Annotated in this window: 17 protein-coding genes; 5 read left to right on the top strand and 12 right to left on the bottom strand. The window is 37.1% G+C overall.

The window, feature by feature from the left end; translation table 11 throughout:
* Positions 1 to 11: 11 nt before the first annotated feature.
* The 6 genes from G0028_RS06420 to G0028_RS06400 form a co-directional block, all read right to left on the bottom strand.
* Positions 12 to 929 carry a tyrosine recombinase XerC gene (locus G0028_RS06420; protein ID WP_130072807.1) on the bottom strand — a complete coding sequence of 306 codons (918 nt, stop codon included), beginning with the start codon at positions 927 to 929 and terminating at the stop codon, positions 12 to 14.
* A 111-nt stretch (positions 930 to 1,040) separates the two neighbouring features.
* Positions 1,041 to 1,316 (bottom strand): hypothetical protein, encoded by a 276-nt coding sequence (locus G0028_RS06415; protein WP_130072808.1) that lies wholly within the window; start codon positions 1,314 to 1,316, stop codon positions 1,041 to 1,043.
* Between the two features lie 86 nt (positions 1,317 to 1,402).
* Complete coding sequence (gene glnA / locus G0028_RS06410; RefSeq protein ID WP_171457446.1) at positions 1,403 to 2,818, bottom strand: type I glutamate--ammonia ligase; 1,416 nt, start codon at positions 2,816 to 2,818, stop codon at positions 1,403 to 1,405.
* Between the two features lie 766 nt (positions 2,819 to 3,584).
* Positions 3,585 to 4,118, bottom strand: a complete 534-nt coding sequence (locus tag G0028_RS06405; protein ID WP_174492993.1) for a GTP-binding protein — start codon at positions 4,116 to 4,118, stop codon at positions 3,585 to 3,587.
* 80 nt (positions 4,119 to 4,198) lie between these two features.
* Positions 4,199 to 4,378: a hypothetical protein gene (locus G0028_RS21040; protein ID WP_227554782.1), complete on the bottom strand. Its 180-nt coding sequence runs from the start codon at positions 4,376 to 4,378 to the stop codon at positions 4,199 to 4,201.
* Positions 4,356 to 5,144, bottom strand: coding sequence for a hypothetical protein (locus G0028_RS06400; RefSeq protein WP_227554781.1), 789 nt, complete (start codon positions 5,142 to 5,144; stop codon positions 4,356 to 4,358). The genes G0028_RS21040 and G0028_RS06400 overlap by 23 nt, the downstream gene beginning before the upstream one ends.
* Positions 5,145 to 6,037: 893 nt before the next feature.
* Here G0028_RS06400 and G0028_RS06395 point away from each other — a divergent pair.
* Positions 6,038 to 7,258 carry a tyrosine-type recombinase/integrase gene (locus G0028_RS06395; RefSeq protein WP_180044779.1) on the top strand — a complete coding sequence of 407 codons (1,221 nt, stop codon included), beginning with the start codon at positions 6,038 to 6,040 and terminating at the stop codon, positions 7,256 to 7,258.
* A gap of 32 nt (positions 7,259 to 7,290) precedes the next feature.
* Here G0028_RS06395 and G0028_RS06390 read toward each other — a convergent pair whose 3' ends face one another.
* The 3 genes from G0028_RS06390 to G0028_RS06380 are packed head-to-tail and all read right to left on the bottom strand — an operon-like array spanning position 7,291 to position 8,755.
* Positions 7,291 to 7,794: a hypothetical protein gene (locus G0028_RS06390; RefSeq protein WP_180044780.1), complete on the bottom strand. Its 504-nt coding sequence runs from the start codon at positions 7,792 to 7,794 to the stop codon at positions 7,291 to 7,293.
* Complete coding sequence (locus G0028_RS06385) at positions 7,791 to 8,375, bottom strand: glycoside hydrolase family 19 protein (protein WP_151835258.1); 585 nt, start codon at positions 8,373 to 8,375, stop codon at positions 7,791 to 7,793. The genes G0028_RS06390 and G0028_RS06385 overlap by 4 nt, the downstream gene beginning before the upstream one ends.
* Positions 8,375 to 8,755 carry a hypothetical protein gene (locus G0028_RS06380; protein WP_180044781.1) on the bottom strand — a complete coding sequence of 127 codons (381 nt, stop codon included), beginning with the start codon at positions 8,753 to 8,755 and terminating at the stop codon, positions 8,375 to 8,377. The genes G0028_RS06385 and G0028_RS06380 overlap by 1 nt, the downstream gene beginning before the upstream one ends.
* Before the next feature lie 142 nt (positions 8,756 to 8,897).
* Here G0028_RS06380 and G0028_RS06375 point away from each other — a divergent pair, with 142 nt between their 5' ends.
* Positions 8,898 to 9,815 (top strand): hypothetical protein, encoded by a 918-nt coding sequence (locus tag G0028_RS06375; protein ID WP_180044782.1) that lies wholly within the window; start codon positions 8,898 to 8,900, stop codon positions 9,813 to 9,815.
* Between the two features lie 27 nt (positions 9,816 to 9,842).
* Here the strand turns inward: G0028_RS06375 and G0028_RS06370 are convergent, their stop codons facing one another.
* Positions 9,843 to 10,106, bottom strand: a complete 264-nt coding sequence (locus G0028_RS06370; protein ID WP_180044783.1) for an Arc family DNA-binding protein — start codon at positions 10,104 to 10,106, stop codon at positions 9,843 to 9,845.
* 104 nt (positions 10,107 to 10,210) lie between these two features.
* On the opposite strand from G0028_RS06370, the gene G0028_RS06365 reads away from it, so the two are divergent.
* From G0028_RS06365 to G0028_RS06355, 3 genes are all read left to right on the top strand, one after another.
* Entirely contained in the window at positions 10,211 to 10,375 is a 165-nt protein-coding gene (locus G0028_RS06365; protein ID WP_180044784.1) for a plasmid partition protein ParG, read from the top strand.
* Between the two features lie 76 nt (positions 10,376 to 10,451).
* The gene (locus G0028_RS06360; protein ID WP_180044785.1) at positions 10,452 to 10,742 is read left to right on the top strand and encodes a hypothetical protein; all 291 of its coding nucleotides are present in this window, start codon (positions 10,452 to 10,454) and stop codon (positions 10,740 to 10,742) included.
* Complete coding sequence (locus G0028_RS06355) at positions 10,739 to 11,461, top strand: phage antirepressor KilAC domain-containing protein (protein ID WP_065992602.1); 723 nt, start codon at positions 10,739 to 10,741, stop codon at positions 11,459 to 11,461. Before G0028_RS06360 ends, G0028_RS06355 begins: the two co-directional genes overlap by 4 nt.
* A 44-nt stretch (positions 11,462 to 11,505) precedes the next feature.
* On the opposite strand, the gene G0028_RS21035 is transcribed toward G0028_RS06355, so the two are convergent.
* Together G0028_RS21035 and G0028_RS06345 are read right to left on the bottom strand one after the other, a co-directional pair.
* A complete protein-coding gene (locus G0028_RS21035) occupies positions 11,506 to 19,686 on the bottom strand; it encodes a PLxRFG domain-containing protein (RefSeq protein WP_227554780.1) in 8,181 nt (2,726 codons plus the stop codon).
* 147 nt (positions 19,687 to 19,833) lie between these two features.
* Positions 19,834 to 21,819, bottom strand: coding sequence for a hypothetical protein (locus G0028_RS06345; protein WP_180044786.1), 1,986 nt, complete (start codon positions 21,817 to 21,819; stop codon positions 19,834 to 19,836).
* Positions 21,820 to 22,014: the final 195 nt, after the last annotated feature.

Below are 22,014 nucleotides of genomic sequence, written 5' to 3'. Positions count from 1 at the left end.
GGTATATAAAGCTACTTTTTAACTGCTCTTGGATGTGCTTGATCATAAACTTGTGCTAATCGATCAAAATCAATATGGGTATAAATTTGGGTCGTAGTAAGATTACTATGTCCAAGCATTTCCTGCACTGCACGTAAATCACCACTATTTGACAACAGATGACTCGCAAAACAATGACGTAATAAATGCGGATGTAAATCTACATTTACTCCTGCACGATGTGCTTGATATTTTACTCTATTCTCAATTTGTCTCGGGGTGATTGCATTTCCTTTTTGGCTAATAAACAGTGCAGATTCAGCCACAAATTCTCCCTGCCAAATTCGATAAACTTTCAACCAATCAATCAAACTTTGTTTGGCTTTACTTCCAAAAGGAATAATACGTGTTTTGTTACCTTTCCCTGTCACTCTAAGGAGTTGTCGATTAAAATCAAGATCTCGAATTTTCAAACCTTGTATTTCTGCTAGACGTAAACCACTAGAATACAACAACTCTAAAATGGCTTTATCACGCACCCATAATTGATTTTCTAAGGGTTTTTCAGGGGCTGCTTGATCCATAATTTGATTGACCGTTTCAATATCAATCATACCGGGCAATGGTCGAGGTTGTCTTTTTAGCTGCAAATCATCCGCAGGATTCATTTCCAGATAATGCCCTTGCTTTGCCCATTTCATAAACTGACGAATCGAGCTCAGATGACGCTGTAGGCTGCTTGAAGTTAATTGATCTTTTTCGACTTTATAAGCGAGGTATTCTCGTAAATCCGCTGCTTCAATTTGATTAAGCTCAATGTGTCGCATATAACAAAAGTCAATAAAACCTGAAACATCACGAAAATAAGCATCTAATGTATGTTCAGATTGATTTTGCACTTGCCGATCTTTAATCCACATGGAAAGCAGTTGCATTGCACCATATTGCATAAATCATCCTGTGAAATTAAACCTGCATAAACTGAACGAAAACACTCATTTTCTGGCATTCATATATTCATCAATATAATAACTTCAATAAAAACATATGCAAAAAATAAATTATGCACTATCTGTTTTTGCAATCACCTCAAACTTACCTTGTGGTGTTTTCACTAAAATCATCCCATCTGCACTGATGTAAAAACTTTTTGGATAATCAAAATTCAAAGCAAGTTCAGGGTTTCTTAACGCAACAAATTCAGCCTGTTTATACCCTTCAATAGTACGTCCAACTTCAAAATAAGTCACTTCAGAAAAATTCAGCTTAAAGCCTTTTTCATGGTCTTTACAATCAATCCATGGGAAAAATCCAATATGTTTTTTACGTTGTGCCATTTCAATCCATCAATCTCTTATATATACCTATCATACAAAAAAACCCGCACAAGGCGGGTCTTTTTTACAAGCATAATTCTTATGAATTACAAGCTGTAGTACATATCAAATTCAACTGGATGCGTTGTTGTATTTAAACGACGAACTTCTTCAGTTTTAAGCTCGATATATGCATCAAGCATATCTTTAGTGAACACGCCACCTTTCAACAAGTAATCATGATCCGCAGCAAGAGCTTCAAGCGCCATATCTAAGCTATGTGCAACTGTTGGGATTTTTGCTTCTTCTTCAGGAGGAAGGTCATACAAGTTCTTATCAGCAGCTTCACCTGGATGGATCTTATTTTGAATACCATCAAGACCAGCCATTAACAATGCAGCAAAACCTAAGTACGGGTTCATCATTGGGTCAGGGAAACGTGCTTCAATACGTTTACCTTTAGGGCTAGAAACGTAAGGAATACGGATAGAAGCTGAACGGTTACGCGCTGAGTAAGCAAGCATAATTGGTGCTTCAAAATGTGGCACTAAACGCTTATACGAGTTTGTAGAAGGGTTTGTGATCGCATTCAATGAACGTGCATGCTTGATTACACCGCCAATGAAATACAATGCCATTTCTGACAAACCAGCATATTCATCACCAGCAAACAAGTTCTTACCATCTTTAGAGATTGACATATGAACATGCATACCAGAACCGTTATCACCTACCATTGGTTTAGGCATAAAGGTTGCTGTTTTTGCAAATTGATGTGCAACATTCCAAACTGCATATTTGAACTGTTGTACTTCATCTGCTTTGCGAACTAAAGTGTTGAAACTTACACCAATTTCTAATTGGCAAGATGCAACTTCATGGTGATGTACTTCTACACGACCAGGTCCCATAATATCTTCGATACGAGCACACATTTCAGCACGCATATCTTGTGAAGAATCAACAGGTGGAACTGGGAAATAACCACCTTTCACACGTGGACGGTGACCAGAGTTACCCGCTTCATAGTCTTTACCTGTTGACCAAGCTGCTTCTTCAGCAATTAATGTATGACGTGCGCCAGACATGTCAATGTCCCATTTCACTTCGTCGAATACAAAAAACTCTGGTTCTGGACCAAAAAATGCAGTATCACCGATACCTGTTGATTTTAAATATTCTTCAGCACGGCGAGCAATCGAACGTGGATCACGTTCATAGCCTTGACCTGTAGAAGGTTCAATAACATCACATGTTACAACAACAGTTGCTTCAGCAAAGAATGGGTCTAAGAAACATGATTCTGGATCTGGACGCAAGATCATGTCAGATGCTTCAATACCCTTCCAACCTGCAATTGAAGAACCATCAAACATTTTACCGTCTTCAAAAGTATCTTCATCAATACTATCCGAAGGATAAGTTACGTGTTGCTCTTTACCCTTAGTATCAGTAAAGCGAAAATCGACCCATTTTGCGCCACTTTCTTGGATGAGTTGTAGGACCTTGTTCGCCATGCTCATTTTGCTCCGATGATTTTTTGTTGCACATGTGATTGTGCGTGTTAGTAGTTAGTATTAATAAAGCAATTACCATACCAACTTCAAGAATATTTGCTAAAAGGTTGAATTCCTTATCAGAAAATACGCTTTAATTTGTTTATACCCGTACTATTATACAAGCCGTATTTATAAATGCACCATCTTCATACACACTTCTTTGTTTTAAATATTTAATGCCGCCTTTAATTGCACTATTATTGTGCAATTATTTATATGTGTATTATCTTGGTGCTCATTTTATCCAATTATCATACTTTTGATCGTACTTTATGCAAAGAATAACTTAAATATTTACTCTAAATCCTAGACAAAAAAGAGCATCACGCTAGAACAATGAACTTTTACGTCCATTAGATAATGTTTCGATACATAAGACAAAAAAATTACGATGCTTACAAAAATTGATCATGCAAAAATTTGGCTTTTTTCCTGATTTAAATCTTATACAACAAGCATCGTTAGCATTCAAAAGTGCACAGTTAAATATATAACGTATCTGTTAAATTAAATGATAAATACCTTATGACATTTCTTCTTAAAATATTGTTTAAAATTGCATGATTATTTTTTCATGTAGATCGTGTAATTTCACACATTCAAGAATCATATTTTTTGTTATTTTTATACATAACCATTTAAATAAAAATCGGGTTTTAATGCAACATTTTCGTTATAAATCACAACTCAAACCACAAACCCGACAATATTATTTTAACTGTTTACACACTTAGGATATTTCAATTTCAGCACGTGCAATCAATGCTTCAACCACAAGCAACACATCATCTTTTTTACGTGCATCAACTGCAAAAATTGGCAAATCGTAATTTTCCATCTCACTAAAATCACGGTAAATTTTTAATAGACTTTGCGGATTTTCATCCACATGGGTAATACCGACAATAATATTTCCCACATGTGCTTTAAAAGATTCAAGATAGAATTTCAAATCATCTAAGGCATTTTTTCGTGAATGATCGATCAATACTATTGCACCAATTGCACCTTTACAGATCACTGACCAAATAAAATCAAAACGGTCTTGCCCTGGCGTACCATACAAACCAACCACAACCCCATCTTCAAGTTTGATTTCGCCATAATCAATACCTACCGTTGTTAAAGCCTTGGTATGTGCGTCTTGATCTGTATTTAATGCTTCAGTTGAAAGTACTGAAACCTCAGAAAGTGATTTAATGGCTTCAGTCTTACCTGCCCCCATAGTACCACCAAATACAATTTTGTATTTCTGTAAGATCAATTTTTTCTCCCTTGTCCAATTCATGGACGATTAACAACTTTAATTTTTAAATTAAAATTTTTATAAAACTTTAATATATCTTATAGACCGAGTTTTCGTCTGAGTTTACCAAAGAAACCTTTTAATACGCCTTCAGATTTCTCAGTTTTAAGGACTAACTTTGCATCTGTCTCAGGAATTTCTTTTACAGCATCGATCAAAACGGCAACAGCCACAAATTGTTGAATAATAGAAAGTTTAATTTCTAATTTTTTTTTCAACTTGGCTGATACTCGCACCTTTTTCAAAACATGCTGCTATTTTAAATACATTTTGTCGATCATAAGCAGATTGCGGTTGTGGCCAAAACTTTAATTTATAAAAAGTATTTACATTTTGCTCTTTTAATAATTGCGGTGAATTCCACAATAAATTCCACAACCAATTTTTTAGATCTTGACCTTGCGTTGAATCTACACTTTGCACTTTTTGCATCGTTGCATAAGTATAGTTGAGTGAATTGTCTGTGCTATTGGTTTTACGTTCTGGGTCTACCCATACTTGCTCTTTACGGATATTAATGAGTGCAATATTGCCTTGATGATCAAAAACCTGAATATTACTATTTCTTTGATCGATCAACTCTTTGATTAATTTATTTATATCAGTAGTTTGGGAAGTTTTAACTACACGAATATCCTGATTAGATGTTTTTAAAGGGGTACCTAAATAGCGCGCTTTAAACCATTCTCGAATATCATCCGATGCTGAGAATGGTAAATATAGAGCATCATTTTCAATCAATCCTGCTTTATCTTGTTTGTTGACCAATCGTAAATAAGCAACTCGCTGACTCCCGACCAAATTTTGAATAGTGGGTGAGCCAAAAAACATATCATTGACCAAAAGTATGTCTAATTGTGGATCTGCAATATTAACCCAATTGATCTGGATGGATTCGTCATATAGCGCCTGAATTTTTTGTTTTAGGCTTTCTAATACATTTAGACTTAATCCAAAGATTGCTATTTTTACTTCTTCTCTCACAAATTCTTCCCCTAAAAACATGTGACGATATTATCATTTTTAAATAAAAATGCAAAAAAATAACCATTGAAAAATCATCAATGTTTTCTTTTTTACAATGTATATCAATATATTAATAAATTGTTTAATTAAAGTTTTATCAATTTGATCGATAGCATCATATACAAAATTGATTTTTACATAAATTCAAGTGATTTGTCATCTAAATTCAGATCAAAGTTTAAACTATTTTAGACCTTAAAATATAATCTACATCTTTAACCATTTTGAATGAAATCATATTTATACATCTATTACTTGCTCCTTATTCAGCATATCATTTTTGATAACTCAAAATACGATTGAAAAATATCCTTTAAATCATATTTTAAATTTACTAAAATATTACCTTAGCTTTCGAATGCAACCACTGACCTAAGCTATAATTATATTTTTTTTAACAGCATAGCAACTAAATAATACGATTTAATGAATAGAATTTTTAATACCCAATTCAAGCGTTAATTAGTGCTTAAGTTTTTGATAGAAATCTTATATAAAACAAAAATTCAAAGAATTTAAAAAAGAATCTGCTATGATAGCGTGCACTTCGTAGGCTTTCTTATTTTGTGCCTAAACCAAGTGTTTTTAAATGAGGAACTCAACAGTGACTCAAAAAATCCAAACAAAATAAATGTATAAATAACTAGAGGTTATGCTTAATATGCTTCTCATGATCGAAAAGAAGTATAATGCAAATCTAGCAAAATCTAAAAAAATCCTATTTACACCAACACTGCATAAAATAAAGCTTTAACAAAGCTAAGCAAATTAAGACAAACTGTGCAAAATCATTAAAATTGAGTACCATATTGAGTACCACCTAATTTTCCTAAGATCGGTACTCAACATCAATGCTAAGTGATTCAAAAATAAGAGCTCTTAAACCCTCTGAAAAAATCTCTCGATTTATTGATTCGGCTGGGTTGTATATTGAAGTACGCCCCAACGGGAAAAAGTTTTGGCGGTATCGTTTTCAATGGTTAAAAAAAACACTAATGATGGGGTTGGGCGAATATCCAATTGTTTCTTTAGCTGATGCCAGAAAAAAACGTGACGAAGCTAAATCGCTACTCGATCAGAATCTAAATCCACTTGAAGAAAAAAGAAAAGAAAAACTCACATTAGAACTCAACCTGAGCTCAAGCAATTTATTTAAAAATGTCGCTCAAGAATACAAGCAAGAGAAACTTTCAAACAAATCTGAACGCCATCTGAATAGGTTCCAGACTTCTTTAGATAAAGATATTCTGAAAGTCATTGGTGACAAAGATGTTAAAGATGTTACTTCTGCTGATGTACTTCAAATTATGAAGAACACCATCAAACGTGTGAAAAGACAGAAAAACTATGGTACTGGTGAAGTTACAGCTATTGATAATAGAAAGTTTATTGGTGCTGTAATGAGATATGCAATTGCTACGCTTCGTGCTGATTACGATCCAACCTATGCTGTTAAAGATGCAATCGAACGTCCTGATGTTGAGCATGCACGACCACTTGATAAAAATGAAGCAAGAATGCTTAGAAATAAATTAGAAAGTTATGGTGGTTCAACTACTGTTAAAAACGCTGGCTTGGCAATGCTTTATTCGATGCTACGAACAATTGAAATTAGACGTATGCAATGGTCCTTTGTTGACTTTGATGACAGAATAATCACATTCCCTGTTTCTTCAAAAAAGACAGGGCAAACTCGGACAACTAAAAAAAATCGCATTCATATTGTTCCTATGTCCACCCAGTTGCATGCGTTGCTTCAAGAACAATTTCAATTTACAGCTAATCGTGAATATGTTTTTCCATCTGTATATAAAGGAGGAATGCTATCTGCAACCACCCTTAACAGAATGCTTGACTATATTGGCTTGAGTGATGTAACTGCACATGATTTCAGAGCCACTGCTTCAACATTGCTTTATGAAAAAGGGTATGAGGAGGATTGGATTGAAAAGCAGTTAGCGCATGCGGATGACAACAAGACACGTGCGTCATATAACCATGCCAGGTGGCTTGATGATCGCCGAAAGATGCTTCAGGATTGGGCGGATATTGTGGATAGCTGGGGTGAGTAAAAATGGAACCATGGCTTTACTAATAAAAACCCTCATTCGAGGGTTTTTTCTGGCCAACTTTCATTTAGTCGCCTGACATCAATTGCGTGTCCATCTGCAATTTCTGCCATTTTTGTATATTCTGTTGTGCAACTTTCGAGTAATTCTGAGTTGGCAATGGTGTAGTTAAGGATGGTTTGCTTGGGAGCACTGGACAAACGTTTGTTGGCTTCACTGAGTTGCTTTGACAACCCACTAGCAGCCAAGTCAGCACTACGAGCGGCAGCATTCGCATCTTGTATTTTTTTAATCGCATTTTGTTCTACCTCTATAATTTTAGCTGACCATGTTTGCATAATGGCGGCTTTTTCCTCTTGAGCCTGATCAATTGCATCTTGATAAGGCTTAATAGCATCAGCTACTGCTTTAGTTTTAACTTTTTCAGCATTTGCCAATTTCCCAGCAAGAGAATTGGCATAAAAAACATATCCAAAGATAAATATCATCAAGCCTAAAATAATGTATTTGTAAAATTTACCTAACACAGCATCAATCATTTAAACCACCCTTTAATCATAGAAAGTTTATTTTTACGATCATCAAAGCCATTTAAACCGCCATTAATACGACGAGTAATCGTGGTTACATCATCATAATCTGCAAATACATTTAAGTTATTTTCAGACCAGTATTTGCAAGCTACAAGCATTCCAACACTTGGCAGCGCAACAATTGTAGGGTTATTTTCAAAATCAATTCCAAGTTCTTGACCATACTTACGATAATTAGCTCGACCAGTTAACTGGATTGGTCCTCGACCTTTATAACGCACACCGTCGCCTTTGTTTACGTTACCTAAGTCTTTTCGACCTTCATAAGCTGCACCTGAAGCAATTTCTTCCATATAGCGAAAATTTCCGCTTTCATGAGCAAGTTGAGCAAGGAAATGACAAAAGCGTAACTGCGTCTTGATTGAATATGTCTCTAAGTGCACATTTGCTGCTAATGCTAATTCAGTAGCTCGTGCAGGATTAGCACCAAGTTTTTGAAATACAGCTGTTAAAGTATTACGCCCAAGAATTCCATCAGCTTTCACGCCAACGGCTTTTTGAAGTTGTGTAATATCAAGAGTATTCATCAATTTTTCCCACCTTTACCATTACTAAGTATTGAAATAAAGGCAGCTTTGACCTCACTAATAACCTCGGATAAAGGCTTACCATGCATCAGTGCAATGGACTGATAAAGAATGCCAATCCCTAATAATCCAAAAACTGCAAACATAAGCATCACAAAGCCTTGAGCCATGTGAGAATATTTTGATAATTCGTAATATTCAATAAATGCTGAACCGCCATAAAGGCTGACTGAAACGCTGAATAAAAACTTGCCTATAACACCCAAAGAAACTTGAATTTTTCCGTTTTTATCAATATCACCACTTAATACCAGGGCAAGAATAGCCCCCACTACGGCAGGCACAACTTTGATGATCCATGGAATTGTGTTTTCTTGCATAACTTGCCCCGAAATAAAACTCTACTTTATTTCGTAGAGTTTTATTTAAAGGCGGTTATTTAGCGAACCTTACAGGGGGTTGATACTGCTGTAAAATTAAACTATCGTGATTTCATATAATTATTAATTTTTTGGTGGGGATATGTGGTTTGATTTATCAAAAAAAGTAAATTGGCTAGTAGCTTTAATGGGGTGTTGTTTTCTTAGTATTTTCTTTGTAACTTTGATAGCTAATTATTTTAATATAAAAATTTACCACGACAGCCCTTGGGGAATAATTAAAACATTTACAGTTCTGTTTTTTCTTCCTGGATATGTTGGATATAAATCAATGTTTCTTTTCGGTTATGTTAAAGAGCAATCAACACTTAATATCTATGCTGAAAACTTTTGGGGATTTTCTCCGATTACCATTTTTTTGCCTGCATTTGCAGGCGGGGTGTTTGCTAATAATTTATACAAAGAAATAAAGAACAAATCGAATGAACAAATCTACTATGAACAGCCACAATATAATTCTGCACCACAACCACCAGTAGTAAATGAGCCACCAATACAAACAAAAGTAGCTATTCAACAAAATAAGCCAATATATAAAAAACTAATATGTGAAGCTAAAAAAGTTAATCATTCTACAAGTGGATTGGATTTTTATGGAATTCTGAAATACGCCATCATTAACACTTCACCCAATCTAGAAACAAGATTGAAATGGGGTGTTATATCCAATCAACCCTATACAATATCAGAATCCTATACAGGAAGTATAAGAGCACGTTTATTTGCTTTTTCTGAATCATTTACAGGAAGTACAAATTCAAATGGTTACCAAATTGGTGAATATTATCCAAGTTTTTCAGGAACAGTAAAATCAACTAATCAACTTGACATAAATACTTACGCTTCAGGAATTATTTCTTATGACCAGAAGCCAAGTATTCCATCAGGTTCTTACTGTATAGTTGCATTGTTGGAAGAATATGATGAGTATACTTGTTCTCATCATGATAAATATTGTGTTGCAGCTTGGTTGCAGTTCCAAAATTCCGAAAAGTTTTAACTAATAGCTGACACTAGTCAGCTCTTTTTACTCATTAAATTTTTTCCGAGAAAAATTCATAACAAGTTCCGCATCATCATAACGTCGCATCAATTCTGATATTAATTCTTCTGTGGGAACATGATGCAATGCTGCTTCTAAATGCAAAGATGGTAAGGTGCGAAAAGAATATTGTAATCGTGATACAGCTTCAGCAGTAATGGTTCGATTACTCTCAAAAGCTGCTTTTTCAATTTGCTCTTTAAGTTCCACAGGAACTCGCAGATTCATTTGCGGATCATTACGAGCCATCTCTATTCCACTTTATAAAAATTACATAATATTGCATCACAGTGCTTTACATCAATAAATCACTGTGCTTTAATGTGATCACAGTGCTTTATTAAGGAAAACCAATGGCTAGAAATGATCAACAAGTAAATGTGCGAATGCCACATGAAACCGTGGAAGAGTTAAAGATTCAAGCTGTAAAGAATCGACGCTCTATGACAGCTCAGTTAAATCAAATTGTTGAGGATTGGTTGAGAGAACAGAAACAACAAGAGAGTGCGAAAGCATGAAATTAACAGACAACAAAAAAGCCCCTGACTTTGGACGGTACGGAGCTTTAGAGTTGTTAACAAAGGAATATTAACGATGAACAATATAACCCAATTCACCCAAGACAAGCAAGTTCAGGTCAGTGAACAGCAATTAAGAAGCTTACTTCAATTTATTGGAGCAGCAAGTAATGTATTGGATCAACTCAAAGTATTAACAAGTGTTGTTGCTGAAAAGTCAGATGATTTTTCTACAGCACAAACATTGGCTCGCATAGCATCGGGTATGGCAAATAATTTTTGTGATCTATGTTCAGAAGAATTAAATGACTTCAAAGAACGCTCACCTGACTTAGTAAAGTTTTTTGCAGAGGAGTTGGCAGCATGAATGCAATTGTTCCTGTACAAATTCAAATGATGACAAGTTTGGAAATTGCTGAGCTTGTTGAAAAACGCCATGACAATGTTAAGCGTACAATCAAAAATTTAGTAGATCAACGAGTTATAACGCTTCCTCAATTTGAGGAAACGTCTTTTCTAAATTCAATTGGTCGAAAACAAAACACTATTGTTTATAAGTTCACAGGTGAACAAGGTAAGCGTGACAGTATTATTGTAGTTGCTCAATTATGCCCTGAATTTACAGCTCGCTTGGTAGATCGTTGGCAAGAACTTGAGGCTCAGGTTGCTCAACCAGTATTTGATATTTCAAATCCTTATCACCTACTACAAGCAATTGAAACTCAGGCAAAACAAAATATTGAACTAACCCAAAAAGTTGAAAAACTTGAACCTAAAGCTCAAGCACTCGATACCATTGCTGAAACAGTACATACCTACTGTATCCGTGAATGTGCCAAAACAATTGGAATAAAAGAAAAGGATCTCATTAATCTTTTACTTCAAAAAAAATGGTGTTATCGAGATGCTGAAAAGAAATTACAACCACATGCACAGTATGTGTTGAATGGTGTTTTTACCAATAAAGCATCACCAGTAATCAAAAATCAAAATGATGGTCAAGAGCGTGTATTTTTACACATGCGAGTGACAGCATTTGGCTTGACTAGGATTACAGGTTTAGTAAATAAGGAAAAACTCAAATAAAATCCAATAAAGAAGCCACCATAAGGTGGCTTTTCTATCACTAATTATTCACCAAAAGCAAAGTAACCAGCTTCACGTGCATCTTGACGATTCCGTGACAAATATATGCCATCTTCAGCACGATCTATACGACGTTGGCGATTACGATAACTTTGATTAAGGTTCATTCTAGTTATACGACGTGATGGATTTTTGTCATTGAAACCTTGAATTTCTTCCCAAATTTCATCCATCTCTTGTTGGTCATCCATCATTTTCGCTCGTGACCATAAAGCCATTAAACGACTACGACGCTCATTAAGCTTTCGGTTAAGCTGATAAATTGCTGTTTTGCCTTCACTGGCTGTACGAACATCAGATGGTGAGAACCCCATACCTTGGACAAGTAAATCCATTGAACTAACTTCATCCATGATAGATACACCAGTTTTGTCTTGTACACCTTCATCAGCATAACGATAGGTTTTAGCAAAGTTTTTAAGAAACACTGGCAGCATACTTTCCACTCCACGTAGATTATGCCCTTCTGAAATTTCCTGTGCACCTTTTGCGATATTTGCCCCAATCCCGCCAATAGGACCTAATACTGCTGCTGATGCTGAATCCCACCACTTTTTCCCTTCTAACCCTTCTTGTACATCTGGTAACAGTAAATTATTAATACCAACGCGACCAGAAATATCCACCCCAATACCACGTGGCGCACCTTTCATTAGCATATTTGAAATGGTTGGGTTAAATGCTTCAGCAAGATAGTTCCGTAATGCAACTTCAGCATCCCAAGGGTCATCGTCATCCCCACCCATCCATGATGCAACTGACAACAACATTCCAACCATAGGCAACCCAAGCGCACCAGCAAAAGTTGCGTGCATTGCTAAAATTGCGCTAATAGCCCTTCGTGCTTCTCTACGTTCCTCTTTGGTTTCACCTTTAATGGACTGATAGGTCTGACGAGCCAATGTGTAAACCATGTTCTGACCAAACTGTTTAAACAGTAAAAGAACTTTAGCAACATTACCCTGCATAATACGTGGGCGATTACCAGAGCCATAATCATACTGTGAGTCATATGTCATCTTGTCTGCTTGCTCATAGGCATCATCATGATTCGCCCCTGCTTGACGAGCTAGGCGATAAGAAGCGATAAAAGTGACTTCACGGTTAAATCGTTCAGCACTATGGAACATGACACTCGCTGCACGCATAATCGGACGTGTTTTCCACATCACACCACTATCTTCTCCTTGGGCAATTCCTGCTAAATCATGTGCTTGAGTAACATCAATCGCTCCTGAATCTACTGCTTTTTGATATGCTGCTTGCTCATCCTTATTTAAAAATTTGGAAATATCAGAACTAACCGCCTTATAAAGGTCGGTTTTTGTGCCTTGCCATTTCACTTTATGAAACTCTACACCCTTCCTAAAATCATTGGATGCTTTCAACAATTCTTTACCTGCTTTGTCGAAATCCCATTTGGCACCCATCAATGGATAAGCCACCAATGCTGTCTGCGATAAGTTGACCATCGCTGCTGCTGGTGACAACCCTAAATAATAAATAAAGCCCAAGCTGGTTAATGCACTTGATAAAGGATGCCCTTTAGGGTTCATCAAGTTTTCATGGCGTTTATTCATTTCATCAATCACACTTTGTGCTGTAGATTGATTGTATTGATGATTTTGTTTAATTTGATCATCTGCATATTTTTGCATCGCATCTAACTGATCAGCCAATTGATCACCATAACGCAACTTTGCCAAATAATTTGCACCACTAAACATATGTTGTGCAAATGCCCGACGTGCATCATTGCTAAAGCCTGCTGTACCCTTTCGATGGATACCATGTTTTGCCCAAGATAAATCAGGCATAGATGATAAATAAAGCTGATTCAACGTATCTTCAAAAGATGCTTGTTCTGTACTAGACAGCCCCAAATTAGCCACTTCATCAAATAGACTTGACATAAAACCACGCCCTACAGCATCACGAGCAGAACGAAATTCTTTATCTTGAATGACAGGTTCAACTTTCCATTGTGGAAATTTTTTTAACATCTCAGAACGTATTTTTTGTGCCTCTCCCATAGTTTCAGCACGACTGACACTTTCAACATCACCATTTTGATTACGCACTACCACAACATATTTCCCAAAACGTGCTAAAGGGAAATAAACGCCTTTGACATAGCCATAAAACTGATCATCCATTTGCTTGATCAGATCCGCTTTCTTCTGGCTAGATAAAGATGCTCTTAGAATACGATCTTTAATTGCAGACTGAACTTTTGCATAGTGCTTTTTATAAGCATCACGTGCTTTTAAATACATTGCCTGAGCTTCAGGTGATAATGAATTGTAATCATCACGTAATTGCTTATATCTGGAAACACTGTCCCCTTTCACATAAGGCTTTGTAGGGTCAATTTTTGCTAAAGTCGAATCATGCATTAACTCTGCAAGTTGATCTTCATCGTTTAAATTTGCCCATTCACGCACGATACTATCAGCTTCAGCCCCAGCATCGTTCTTATCAGCATCCATTTGAGCAGCCAATTCATTATATTTGTTTAACTGCGGTAAAATTTTGCTGTAAATTTCAGTAAGTTGTCGACGACCTAAGGCTGATAAGCCAACACCCAACCAATCAGTAAATTTATAACCTGTTTTATCCTTAACCGATGAAATGGAAATATTACCAAGGTTTTTACTAAGATTATCAATAATGTCTTTTGCTGAACGGCTAAATCTAATATCTGAACTTTCACTATTAAATGTGCCTTTATTCCCCTCAGCCATTTTTACTTGATTAGGCTCTAAGGCAACAATATATTCGTGATTTTCAAACTGATGAACAATTCCCTGATATTTCCCAGAAGTTGTCGCTTCTACAAATTCATCACGTGAAACATTACCTGTAGTTTTGAACACATTCCGAATGTTTACAAATAATGGAAGTACAAAGCCATTTTCCCCACGGATATTGGCGTATACATCTGCTGTATCAAAACTATCAGTTAAGTAAATGCCATCCCCTAATAAGCCATGACCCTGCTTAAATTCATTAAACTCGGTGGCGGTACCATGATAAACAACCTTAGGCTCCCCATTTTCATCTAATACCTGTGAAGCATTTGCTGCATCATTTTCCCAATCACCAAACCATTTCTTAAATTCTGGTGTCCGGACTTGTAACCATTGTTGTTCTGAAAGATGTGTCTTTGCACCGTTTGGTGCTGTCATCCATTGATTTGTACCATGATATTTTTGACGAATTAAATCCAATGATGATTGATGTTTAATTTGCCCAATCATACGCTCTGATAATGCAAGCATATCATCAGGATTCAAATTAAGATTGATACCAAAATTATCAAATACCCATGCTTTTACATACGAAACAATATTGTTAATCAACTTTTGCAGTGCATTCCGTTGAATCACATTACGTTGTTGCATAGTAGATGAAAGGGTTAATAAATATGGTAAATATTCAAGCTGCTGACGTTCAGAGCCTTGTTCACGTTCTGCAAGCATCTTTGCAGTTAAAGCAACAGGATTACCCTGCTCAACCAATTTATTAAATTGATTCATCAATTCATTATATTGTTTCTGGTTCATCATATTTTGAAAACCAGCATGACCACCCAACTCATGTAAGAATGTTGGCACTGTGCTTTCAGCAGTCAGATTCGATGCAACGAGTACGGCTTTACCGTTGTAATAGAAGCCCTCAACACCTTCAACCTGATAATCCTGAATAATCTCAAGCTTACCTTGTCGTTCAAGCTCATCAATGGTCTCTTTACCAAAACGATCAATCAACACATCTCGTACTTGTTGAGTTGTAGAACCTGAATTACTTTTAGTGCGACGGCTATAAAGTGGAGTATCAGAATTGTTCTTAGATGAAAATTCTTGATTTTTATATTTACCAAAATAGCTTCGATCAACTACAGCCTTACGAGCTTCTGACAAAAACATCATCAAATCGGCATCATTGTAACGTGAAAGGAATTTATCAAAGCCACGATCACGAAACCATTGGCGGATATAACCAAGCACTTCCTTTAGCTTTTGACGTACAAAAGGACGTGACTTGGCATTTTGTGCAACAAAAGCAAATAGCTCAGAAACCAAAGCTTGCTGAACATCTGATTCGGTATAAATTTCATCTTTAACACCTTGAGTGTATGGTTCAATATATGCACTTTCAAATTGCTGCATATCCACGCCATTATCTTTTGCTATTTTACGAATACCCTCAAGCTTACCCAGAGCATTAAATAGTTGTTGAAATTTGGTCTTATACTCATTTCCAAATAGCTTTTGAACACCAAAATGCCCAACAATTTCATGGGTTAATAATTCCTCATAAGCATCAAATGTAGTAAGCTGTTTATTGCTATCCCCATAAACCTGATCAGCAACCACATAGAGCGTGCCATCATGCCAAACACCGCTTACATCATAATTTTGGGTTTTGCCATTTTCATCTTTGTAGGTTGCATCATTTTGTATGACTTTCGGAAGATCGCTAAAACTAGAAATAACCTGAACACTAAACCCATTGGAATTCACATTCCCGACTTTGTTGACCCCGATCCTATTATTAAGACTGACATTGATACGCCCACTAAAAGACGCATCTTGTGTAGCGGTCATTTTGAGATGTTGAAGAACAGAAAGAACTCTACGCGTAGCACTGACAACGGATAAAGGGTTGAAGGTTGTATCAAGCGGTGAAACACCTTTACGCTCGTTGTCAGGTTTTAATTTGTCACGGCTATAGTCATCTATTTTTTTATTTCTTTGCTTTAATTCCCCATTCTTACGTGCCTTAATATAGGTTTCCAAATCCACACGATTTTTTAAAAAACGATCCAAAGCACCTGCAGCAACAGCTTTACGTGTACTACGCTTTCCATTGACAACTTCATTCTCACTTTGCTTTTGTGCTTTTTTGATTTCTTTATTTAAATGTTTCAGTGATTCCTGTAACTGTTCATCTGTAGCCAAACCATAAACACTGTTGTGCATATCAGCTAAATCTTTTTGGCGGATTTTTTCGGCACGTATATTTTCAATACTGTCTTTAAAATTTTTAGGTTGAGTAATTGGGTCAGATTCTATTGGCTTCGTATTCTTAGGAAGTTTTTCACTACTATTTTTAGTGAGAATATTGACAGCTTTTTGCTTGGCATCTATTAAAGATTCAGCACGAGCTAGAAAATCCCATTGCTCATATCCAGAGCGATCCTTAAAAACATAGAAAGTTTTTTTCCCTAAAGACGACTCATCTGTAATCATCATGCCATTATCTGCTATCCAAGTCTTTTTACGAGTTGGATGCTTTGTCCATTGAGTGGATTCTGACATATTATTTTGTGCGCTTTCCTCAATACTAATCGTACTAGGCTTTTTACCTACCCATTCTCCTGTAGTTGGGTGTTTCATGCCTACAATTTCTACTGAACCATCGGCTTTCTGCACAGCGTTATAATTAGGATTATTTAATGCATTGGTCTTTTTATTTTTATCACGCAAATCAATTGTGAAATCATCACCCAAAATTTCAATATCAGACATTACACTTTCGGCTGTATCACCATATTGTTTTTGAATTTTCTCAGAACCAAATGGTGCTGTAGTAATTTCAGGTTGCCCACCTTTCTGCCAATTCGTTGCAAAAGCTGCTTTATTTTCGTTAATAAACTGTTGAATATCTTGTTGAGGATCTGATGGCGTTACTTGATCAATTGGATCGTTATTACCTACCCACTCACCAATATGCGGATCTTTAATGGCTGTTACTGTACCCGTAAATGTTTTCGGATTGTAATCAATCTTAAAGTTCGGGTTATTGTAAATCTTTTCATATTCACGATCAGACAATTCATAACTACCTGATGTTTCAATTTCGTCAGCCATCATCGTCACACGTGCATTGGTTAAACCATGTGTTTCACGAACACGATCATTTTCAGCGGTGAAAATTTCAGGATTTGCTTCACGCATACGTTGACGTACTGCATTAACTCGGGCAGTAGATTCTTCCATTTTTTTAAATTCGCCACTCAGGTTCTCAGCGGTTGCCTTTCGTGGTTGATCTAAATTTACTTCACTTTGCGTCTGGTCTGCTAAACCGTTTTGCAACTCTGTAATCTGTTTACGGATCTGTGCCTTTTTCGGTACACTTTTTTCATTTTTAAGCTGTTGTTCTAGTGCTGAAATTTTTTGAATTTTGTCAATATTATTTTCAGTGTTAGAAATAGTATTTTGACTGTTTAAATTACTATTTTTTGAAGTTTGAATAGTATTTTCTGTACCAGTCTTACCATCCCACCCTTCGCTCTCTTGTTCTGCCCGAGTAAGCTTTTCATGATCTTGGTTTTGATCAATCGGCTGAATCTCAAAACGCTTACCATCCTGAACTACCTGATAATTATTGCCTAATTTTTTCTTATCAATAAATGCTTGCGCTTTTTCCTGATTACCAAACCATTTGTTTTTACCGTCTTGGTCTAAGATTGGTTGAGCAGTTTGCGCTGTTGTTGTTTTCGCTCTATCTGTTTCAATTCCTCCACCCATTGCATCCGCTGCATTGGCGTCATACTGTTGAGAAATTGATTCGCCTGCATTGTCAGCTTGTGTATTTCCTTGCTGTACTGTTGCATCTTCAAGGCGTGCATCAAAGGGCTGTCCATCGTTCTGACTTCCTAATAATGATTGATAGTTTGACGGCACAGCATCACTGATCGGCGTATTGCCTTGTTCCTGTCCTTGCTGCTGTTCGGTATATCCCAATTGAGCTATCGGGGATGCCCCACTATTCACTGCCAAAGCTGCTGCTGATGACATTGGTCCATCATTTGGATTAATACCTAAGCGTTCTGACGGTGGCTGTGTTGGATGATCGTCAAAATAGTTTCCACCACTTGGAGATAATGGGCTGTCTGGGTTATTTGAAGGACCAAAATTACCAGATGTATCGAAACCAGCATCACCTTTGTAATTGTTGTTTAATAAATTATCAGCTTCCATTGATGGTTGATCATAAACAAAAGCTGTGCGACCTTGATTATTATCACCTTCTGACACATTTTCACGTGGGATATATTCACCAGTCAATGCACTATCTGGACTTGAACCCAATTGTGGTGGTGCTGATGGTAAATTAGGTGAACCTGATTGCTGTTGGTTATCTTGTGGCCCTGTGTCAGATCGACTATTCCACCAATCACCAGTTTTACCCGCACCACTGACTGTACCGCCCATTGCCATACCAGCCAAAGTACCCATGACTGCTGCATTTTCAACACCATCATGCCAAGGCTTATCTAATGCCAAGTTTTGTAAAATTTGCTCTGAAACGGATTGAGGTAATTCTTCTAAGAAGCCTTCTGAAATTGCACCTTTGATCACAGCAGTTGGAATTGCCCTCATCGGTGTCTTAGCAATTTCTTCACCCACTTGTTGCGTGGTTAAACGCCCTGTTTGCATGGCTGTATCAACATCTGATAAGCCCATTTTCTGAGCAAGACGACCACCAACATAGCCAAACAAGCCACCAATGGCACCAGTAGCCACACTTGCTAGAGACTGATCTGCGGTTAATCGTCCATCTACAGTTTCTTGGCGAATTTGTTCAGCTTGGCTACCTGCCATCACCGCAGCTTCGCCAACAGAACCAGCCACAACAGGATTGGCTATACCAGAAACACGACCTAATACGGCACCAGCTAACATTGAAGGGAGAGATTCAGCAACGGTATTTGTGATAAGTGATGGGTTGCTGATGGCATTTTTTGTTATATCAACCGCATTGTCGAATTTTTTACCAACCTTTGTTGCGAAGTCGTCACCTTCCTCAATTTCTCGATTGCCAATATTTTCAGAATCTTTTAATTGTTGTTGGTATTGCTCAGACTGCCAACCTGTCATTACATTTTTGGCAGCTTTTGGGTCGTAACCAAGTTTTTCGGAAAGTATTTTACCTGTGGCGCCATCGGACATCATGTCACTTAGACCGACTGCTAACTCACCTACAGCTACCGTACCCTTGCCAAGAAAGGAAACTGCATGATCTTTTGCTTGACCAAGAAAACCTTTATCTTCACCATCAAGTGCACCAGTAAATGGTTTTAATGCTGGCTGTTGATTTGTATCAATATTTTCGTCAAGTTTACCTGTAAATGGTTTTAGGGTAGATTCTGACATGATGCACTCCTATTGGTATGTGCATAGCATGTATAAAGGGTTAAAAAAGGTCTAACCTTAGAGGGGGATAGACTTTTCACCAAAGAATATCTTGCATCGGTAATATGCGTCGGCATAAAAATAGCCACCCTAAAGTGGCCATCCCAATCAATTGCCTATAAATCGATTACCTTGAGCATCCTCATAAACAGGCTTGCCATTGCTTGTACCTACTTGACGTGTCATGCCATTTGGTAGATTAGTCGATGATGCAGCTGGTGTATTAACGAACTGCTGAGTCTGAGTATCAAATAAACGTTGCGGTTGAGTGAGTGTTCCTCCAGCTTTGTCATCCCATTGTTGACCACCACCCACAGTCATATAACGGTCTTTACCAGTATCTGCTTTATTACCTGCATAACGATTAATTTTTTCTTGAATGGATTTACGATCTTCATCCGATTTCGCAGAATCATATTGCTCGTACAATTTCTCTAATCGTGCTGAATTACGAATACCAAAACCTTTTTCAGTGGCATTAAGATTAAATTCTCGATTCGCTAAATCATTGGTCGCTTGGAATTTTTGTGCATCAAAACCTAAATTTGCATTAAATCGGTTATTAGTACCTTGCTCACCTAGTTCCGTACGATAGTTCTGTCCAGCTTGCCCCATGGCTTCACGCTGTAAAGCAGCAACGTTGTTCGCATCAGTTTTATAAACATCATTTGCTCGGTTAGAATATCCCATTTGGAGATCATTAATTTGATTTCGTTGACTTGCTGTTAATCCTTTTGAACCTGGGATTGGTGCGCTTACTCTTGCAATTTCAGCTTGCAATTGCGCTTCTTGTTCAGATGTACGAACATCAGGTAATCGTGGGCGACCACCATAACCTCGCATACCCAAGCCTAAATTCATTTCACGTTGAGCGATTGCATTTTGAATCTGTTGTTCAGTCGGTCCCATTTCTTGAGTATTTTTCATGAAGTTTGCCACACCTTTAGGATCATTTGCAGGTCTTACTTTGAATCCTAGTCCTTCACCTTCTCGAACTCCATCTGCGCGCGCTTGGGCTGCTGCACTAGGATTAGCATAGCTAAAACTGTTTCCTTTTTGTTGAATAGCATAAGGATCAGAGCTCTGTACAGATCTTGATGGAGTCTGAATTTCAGGTTGTGTTTGTGTGGTAGGTGGTGTTTTATTATTACCAAATGAATTGTCTACAACAGTATTTGGCTTATTTTGTTTATTATTAAATTCAGGTTGAGCCGCTTTTGCTTCACTTGCAATACGTTGTTTGTCTGCATAAAACCGACCAGCTTGTCCCAGTGTCATTGCATTTCCTAAATCTGATGCAGCACCCAATGCGCGGACACCTAAATCCTTAGCAAAGAGCATTCCGTTGGAATCTTCAGGATTATAATCACCCAACCCAAAACGCTCACGATACTGCTCCGTTGGTGTATCTGCAACTGCAAAACCTGTGCTTGCTAATGCACCCACTGTACCTAATTTACCCAGTCCAGTATTTGCAGCACGATTAATACCTTGACGCAATGAATTAAACCTTGCGCCAAAGCCCCCACCTTGTGTTGGTGCTGGATTACTTGGACTTGCTGATGGTGCTGGAGTAGTTGGGCTTGCTGATGGTGCGCTAGTTGGTGATGGTGTATTTACTGTTGTGCTTGGTAAAGATCTATTCACATCACGAGTGATACCAGATACATCACGCATTTGGGGCCCACCAATTCTATTTTGTTGTGCACGACGAATATCATCTGCACTTGGGTAGGCACTTGGTACCAATCCACCATTTGCAAAAAATAATTCAGGTTTATTTTGACCGGGTTTAAAACCCAATTGAGGTTGATCAACAGGTACATGCGTTTGATTTTTCATGGCATCAAGTGTTTGCACACCAACCGAATGAACTTGGTCAGGAGAGAGTTGGAACTCACCGTTACTGAGATTAACTGGCGTGGGGCTCCCCATATTTTTTAAATTATTGGTACCAATCTGCTGAGTAGAATCAGCAGGCATAATATAACTACCTGCTGGAACATTTTTTTTAATATCATCAGAAGTGCCAGTACCTGCACCTTGAATTAGTCCATTTTCATCTTGCTTTGAACGTTTTTTTAAGCCGTACATGACAAACTCCCATATATATGCCATGTATGTTGTGATTTAAAGGATTTTTAGTCTAACCTTAGAGGGGGATTTAAAGAAATATAAAATACAAACAGTAATTGAAAACCTAAATCTTGGTAATTAAAATTTCAATTACTGCCGTAGAGGTAGCTTAGAAAGTACATGACACATATTCAAATATGAATATCATTTCAC

Source organism: Acinetobacter piscicola, from assembly GCF_015218165.1.
In the GTDB taxonomy this organism is placed as follows: domain Bacteria; phylum Pseudomonadota; class Gammaproteobacteria; order Pseudomonadales; family Moraxellaceae; genus Acinetobacter; species Acinetobacter piscicola_A.
Note: the sequence above shows the minus strand (reverse complement) of the source record. Positions and strands in the feature narration are given on the sequence as shown.

Coding starts and splice junctions, on each gene's coding strand:
- G0028_RS06420 (WP_130072807.1), bottom strand. CDS start 929: ATGCAATATGGTGCAATGCAACTGCTTTCCATGTGGATTAAAGATCGG.
- G0028_RS06415 (WP_130072808.1), bottom strand. CDS start 1,316: ATGGCACAACGTAAAAAACATATTGGATTTTTCCCATGGATTGATTGT.
- glnA (WP_171457446.1), bottom strand. CDS start 2,818: ATGAGCATGGCGAACAAGGTCCTACAACTCATCCAAGAAAGTGGCGCA.
- G0028_RS06395 (WP_180044779.1), top strand. CDS start 6,038: ATGCTAAGTGATTCAAAAATAAGAGCTCTTAAACCCTCTGAAAAAATC.
- G0028_RS06390 (WP_180044780.1), bottom strand. CDS start 7,794: ATGATTGATGCTGTGTTAGGTAAATTTTACAAATACATTATTTTAGGC.
- G0028_RS06385 (WP_151835258.1), bottom strand. CDS start 8,375: ATGAATACTCTTGATATTACACAACTTCAAAAAGCCGTTGGCGTGAAA.
- G0028_RS06380 (WP_180044781.1), bottom strand. CDS start 8,755: ATGCAAGAAAACACAATTCCATGGATCATCAAAGTTGTGCCTGCCGTA.
- G0028_RS06375 (WP_180044782.1), top strand. CDS start 8,898: ATGTGGTTTGATTTATCAAAAAAAGTAAATTGGCTAGTAGCTTTAATG.
- G0028_RS06370 (WP_180044783.1), bottom strand. CDS start 10,106: ATGGCTCGTAATGATCCGCAAATGAATCTGCGAGTTCCTGTGGAACTT.
- G0028_RS06365 (WP_180044784.1), top strand. CDS start 10,211: ATGGCTAGAAATGATCAACAAGTAAATGTGCGAATGCCACATGAAACC.
- G0028_RS06360 (WP_180044785.1), top strand. CDS start 10,452: ATGAACAATATAACCCAATTCACCCAAGACAAGCAAGTTCAGGTCAGT.
- G0028_RS06355 (WP_065992602.1), top strand. CDS start 10,739: ATGAATGCAATTGTTCCTGTACAAATTCAAATGATGACAAGTTTGGAA.
- G0028_RS21035 (WP_227554780.1), bottom strand. CDS start 19,686: ATGTCAGAATCTACCCTAAAACCATTTACAGGTAAACTTGACGAAAAT.
- G0028_RS06345 (WP_180044786.1), bottom strand. CDS start 21,819: ATGTACGGCTTAAAAAAACGTTCAAAGCAAGATGAAAATGGACTAATT.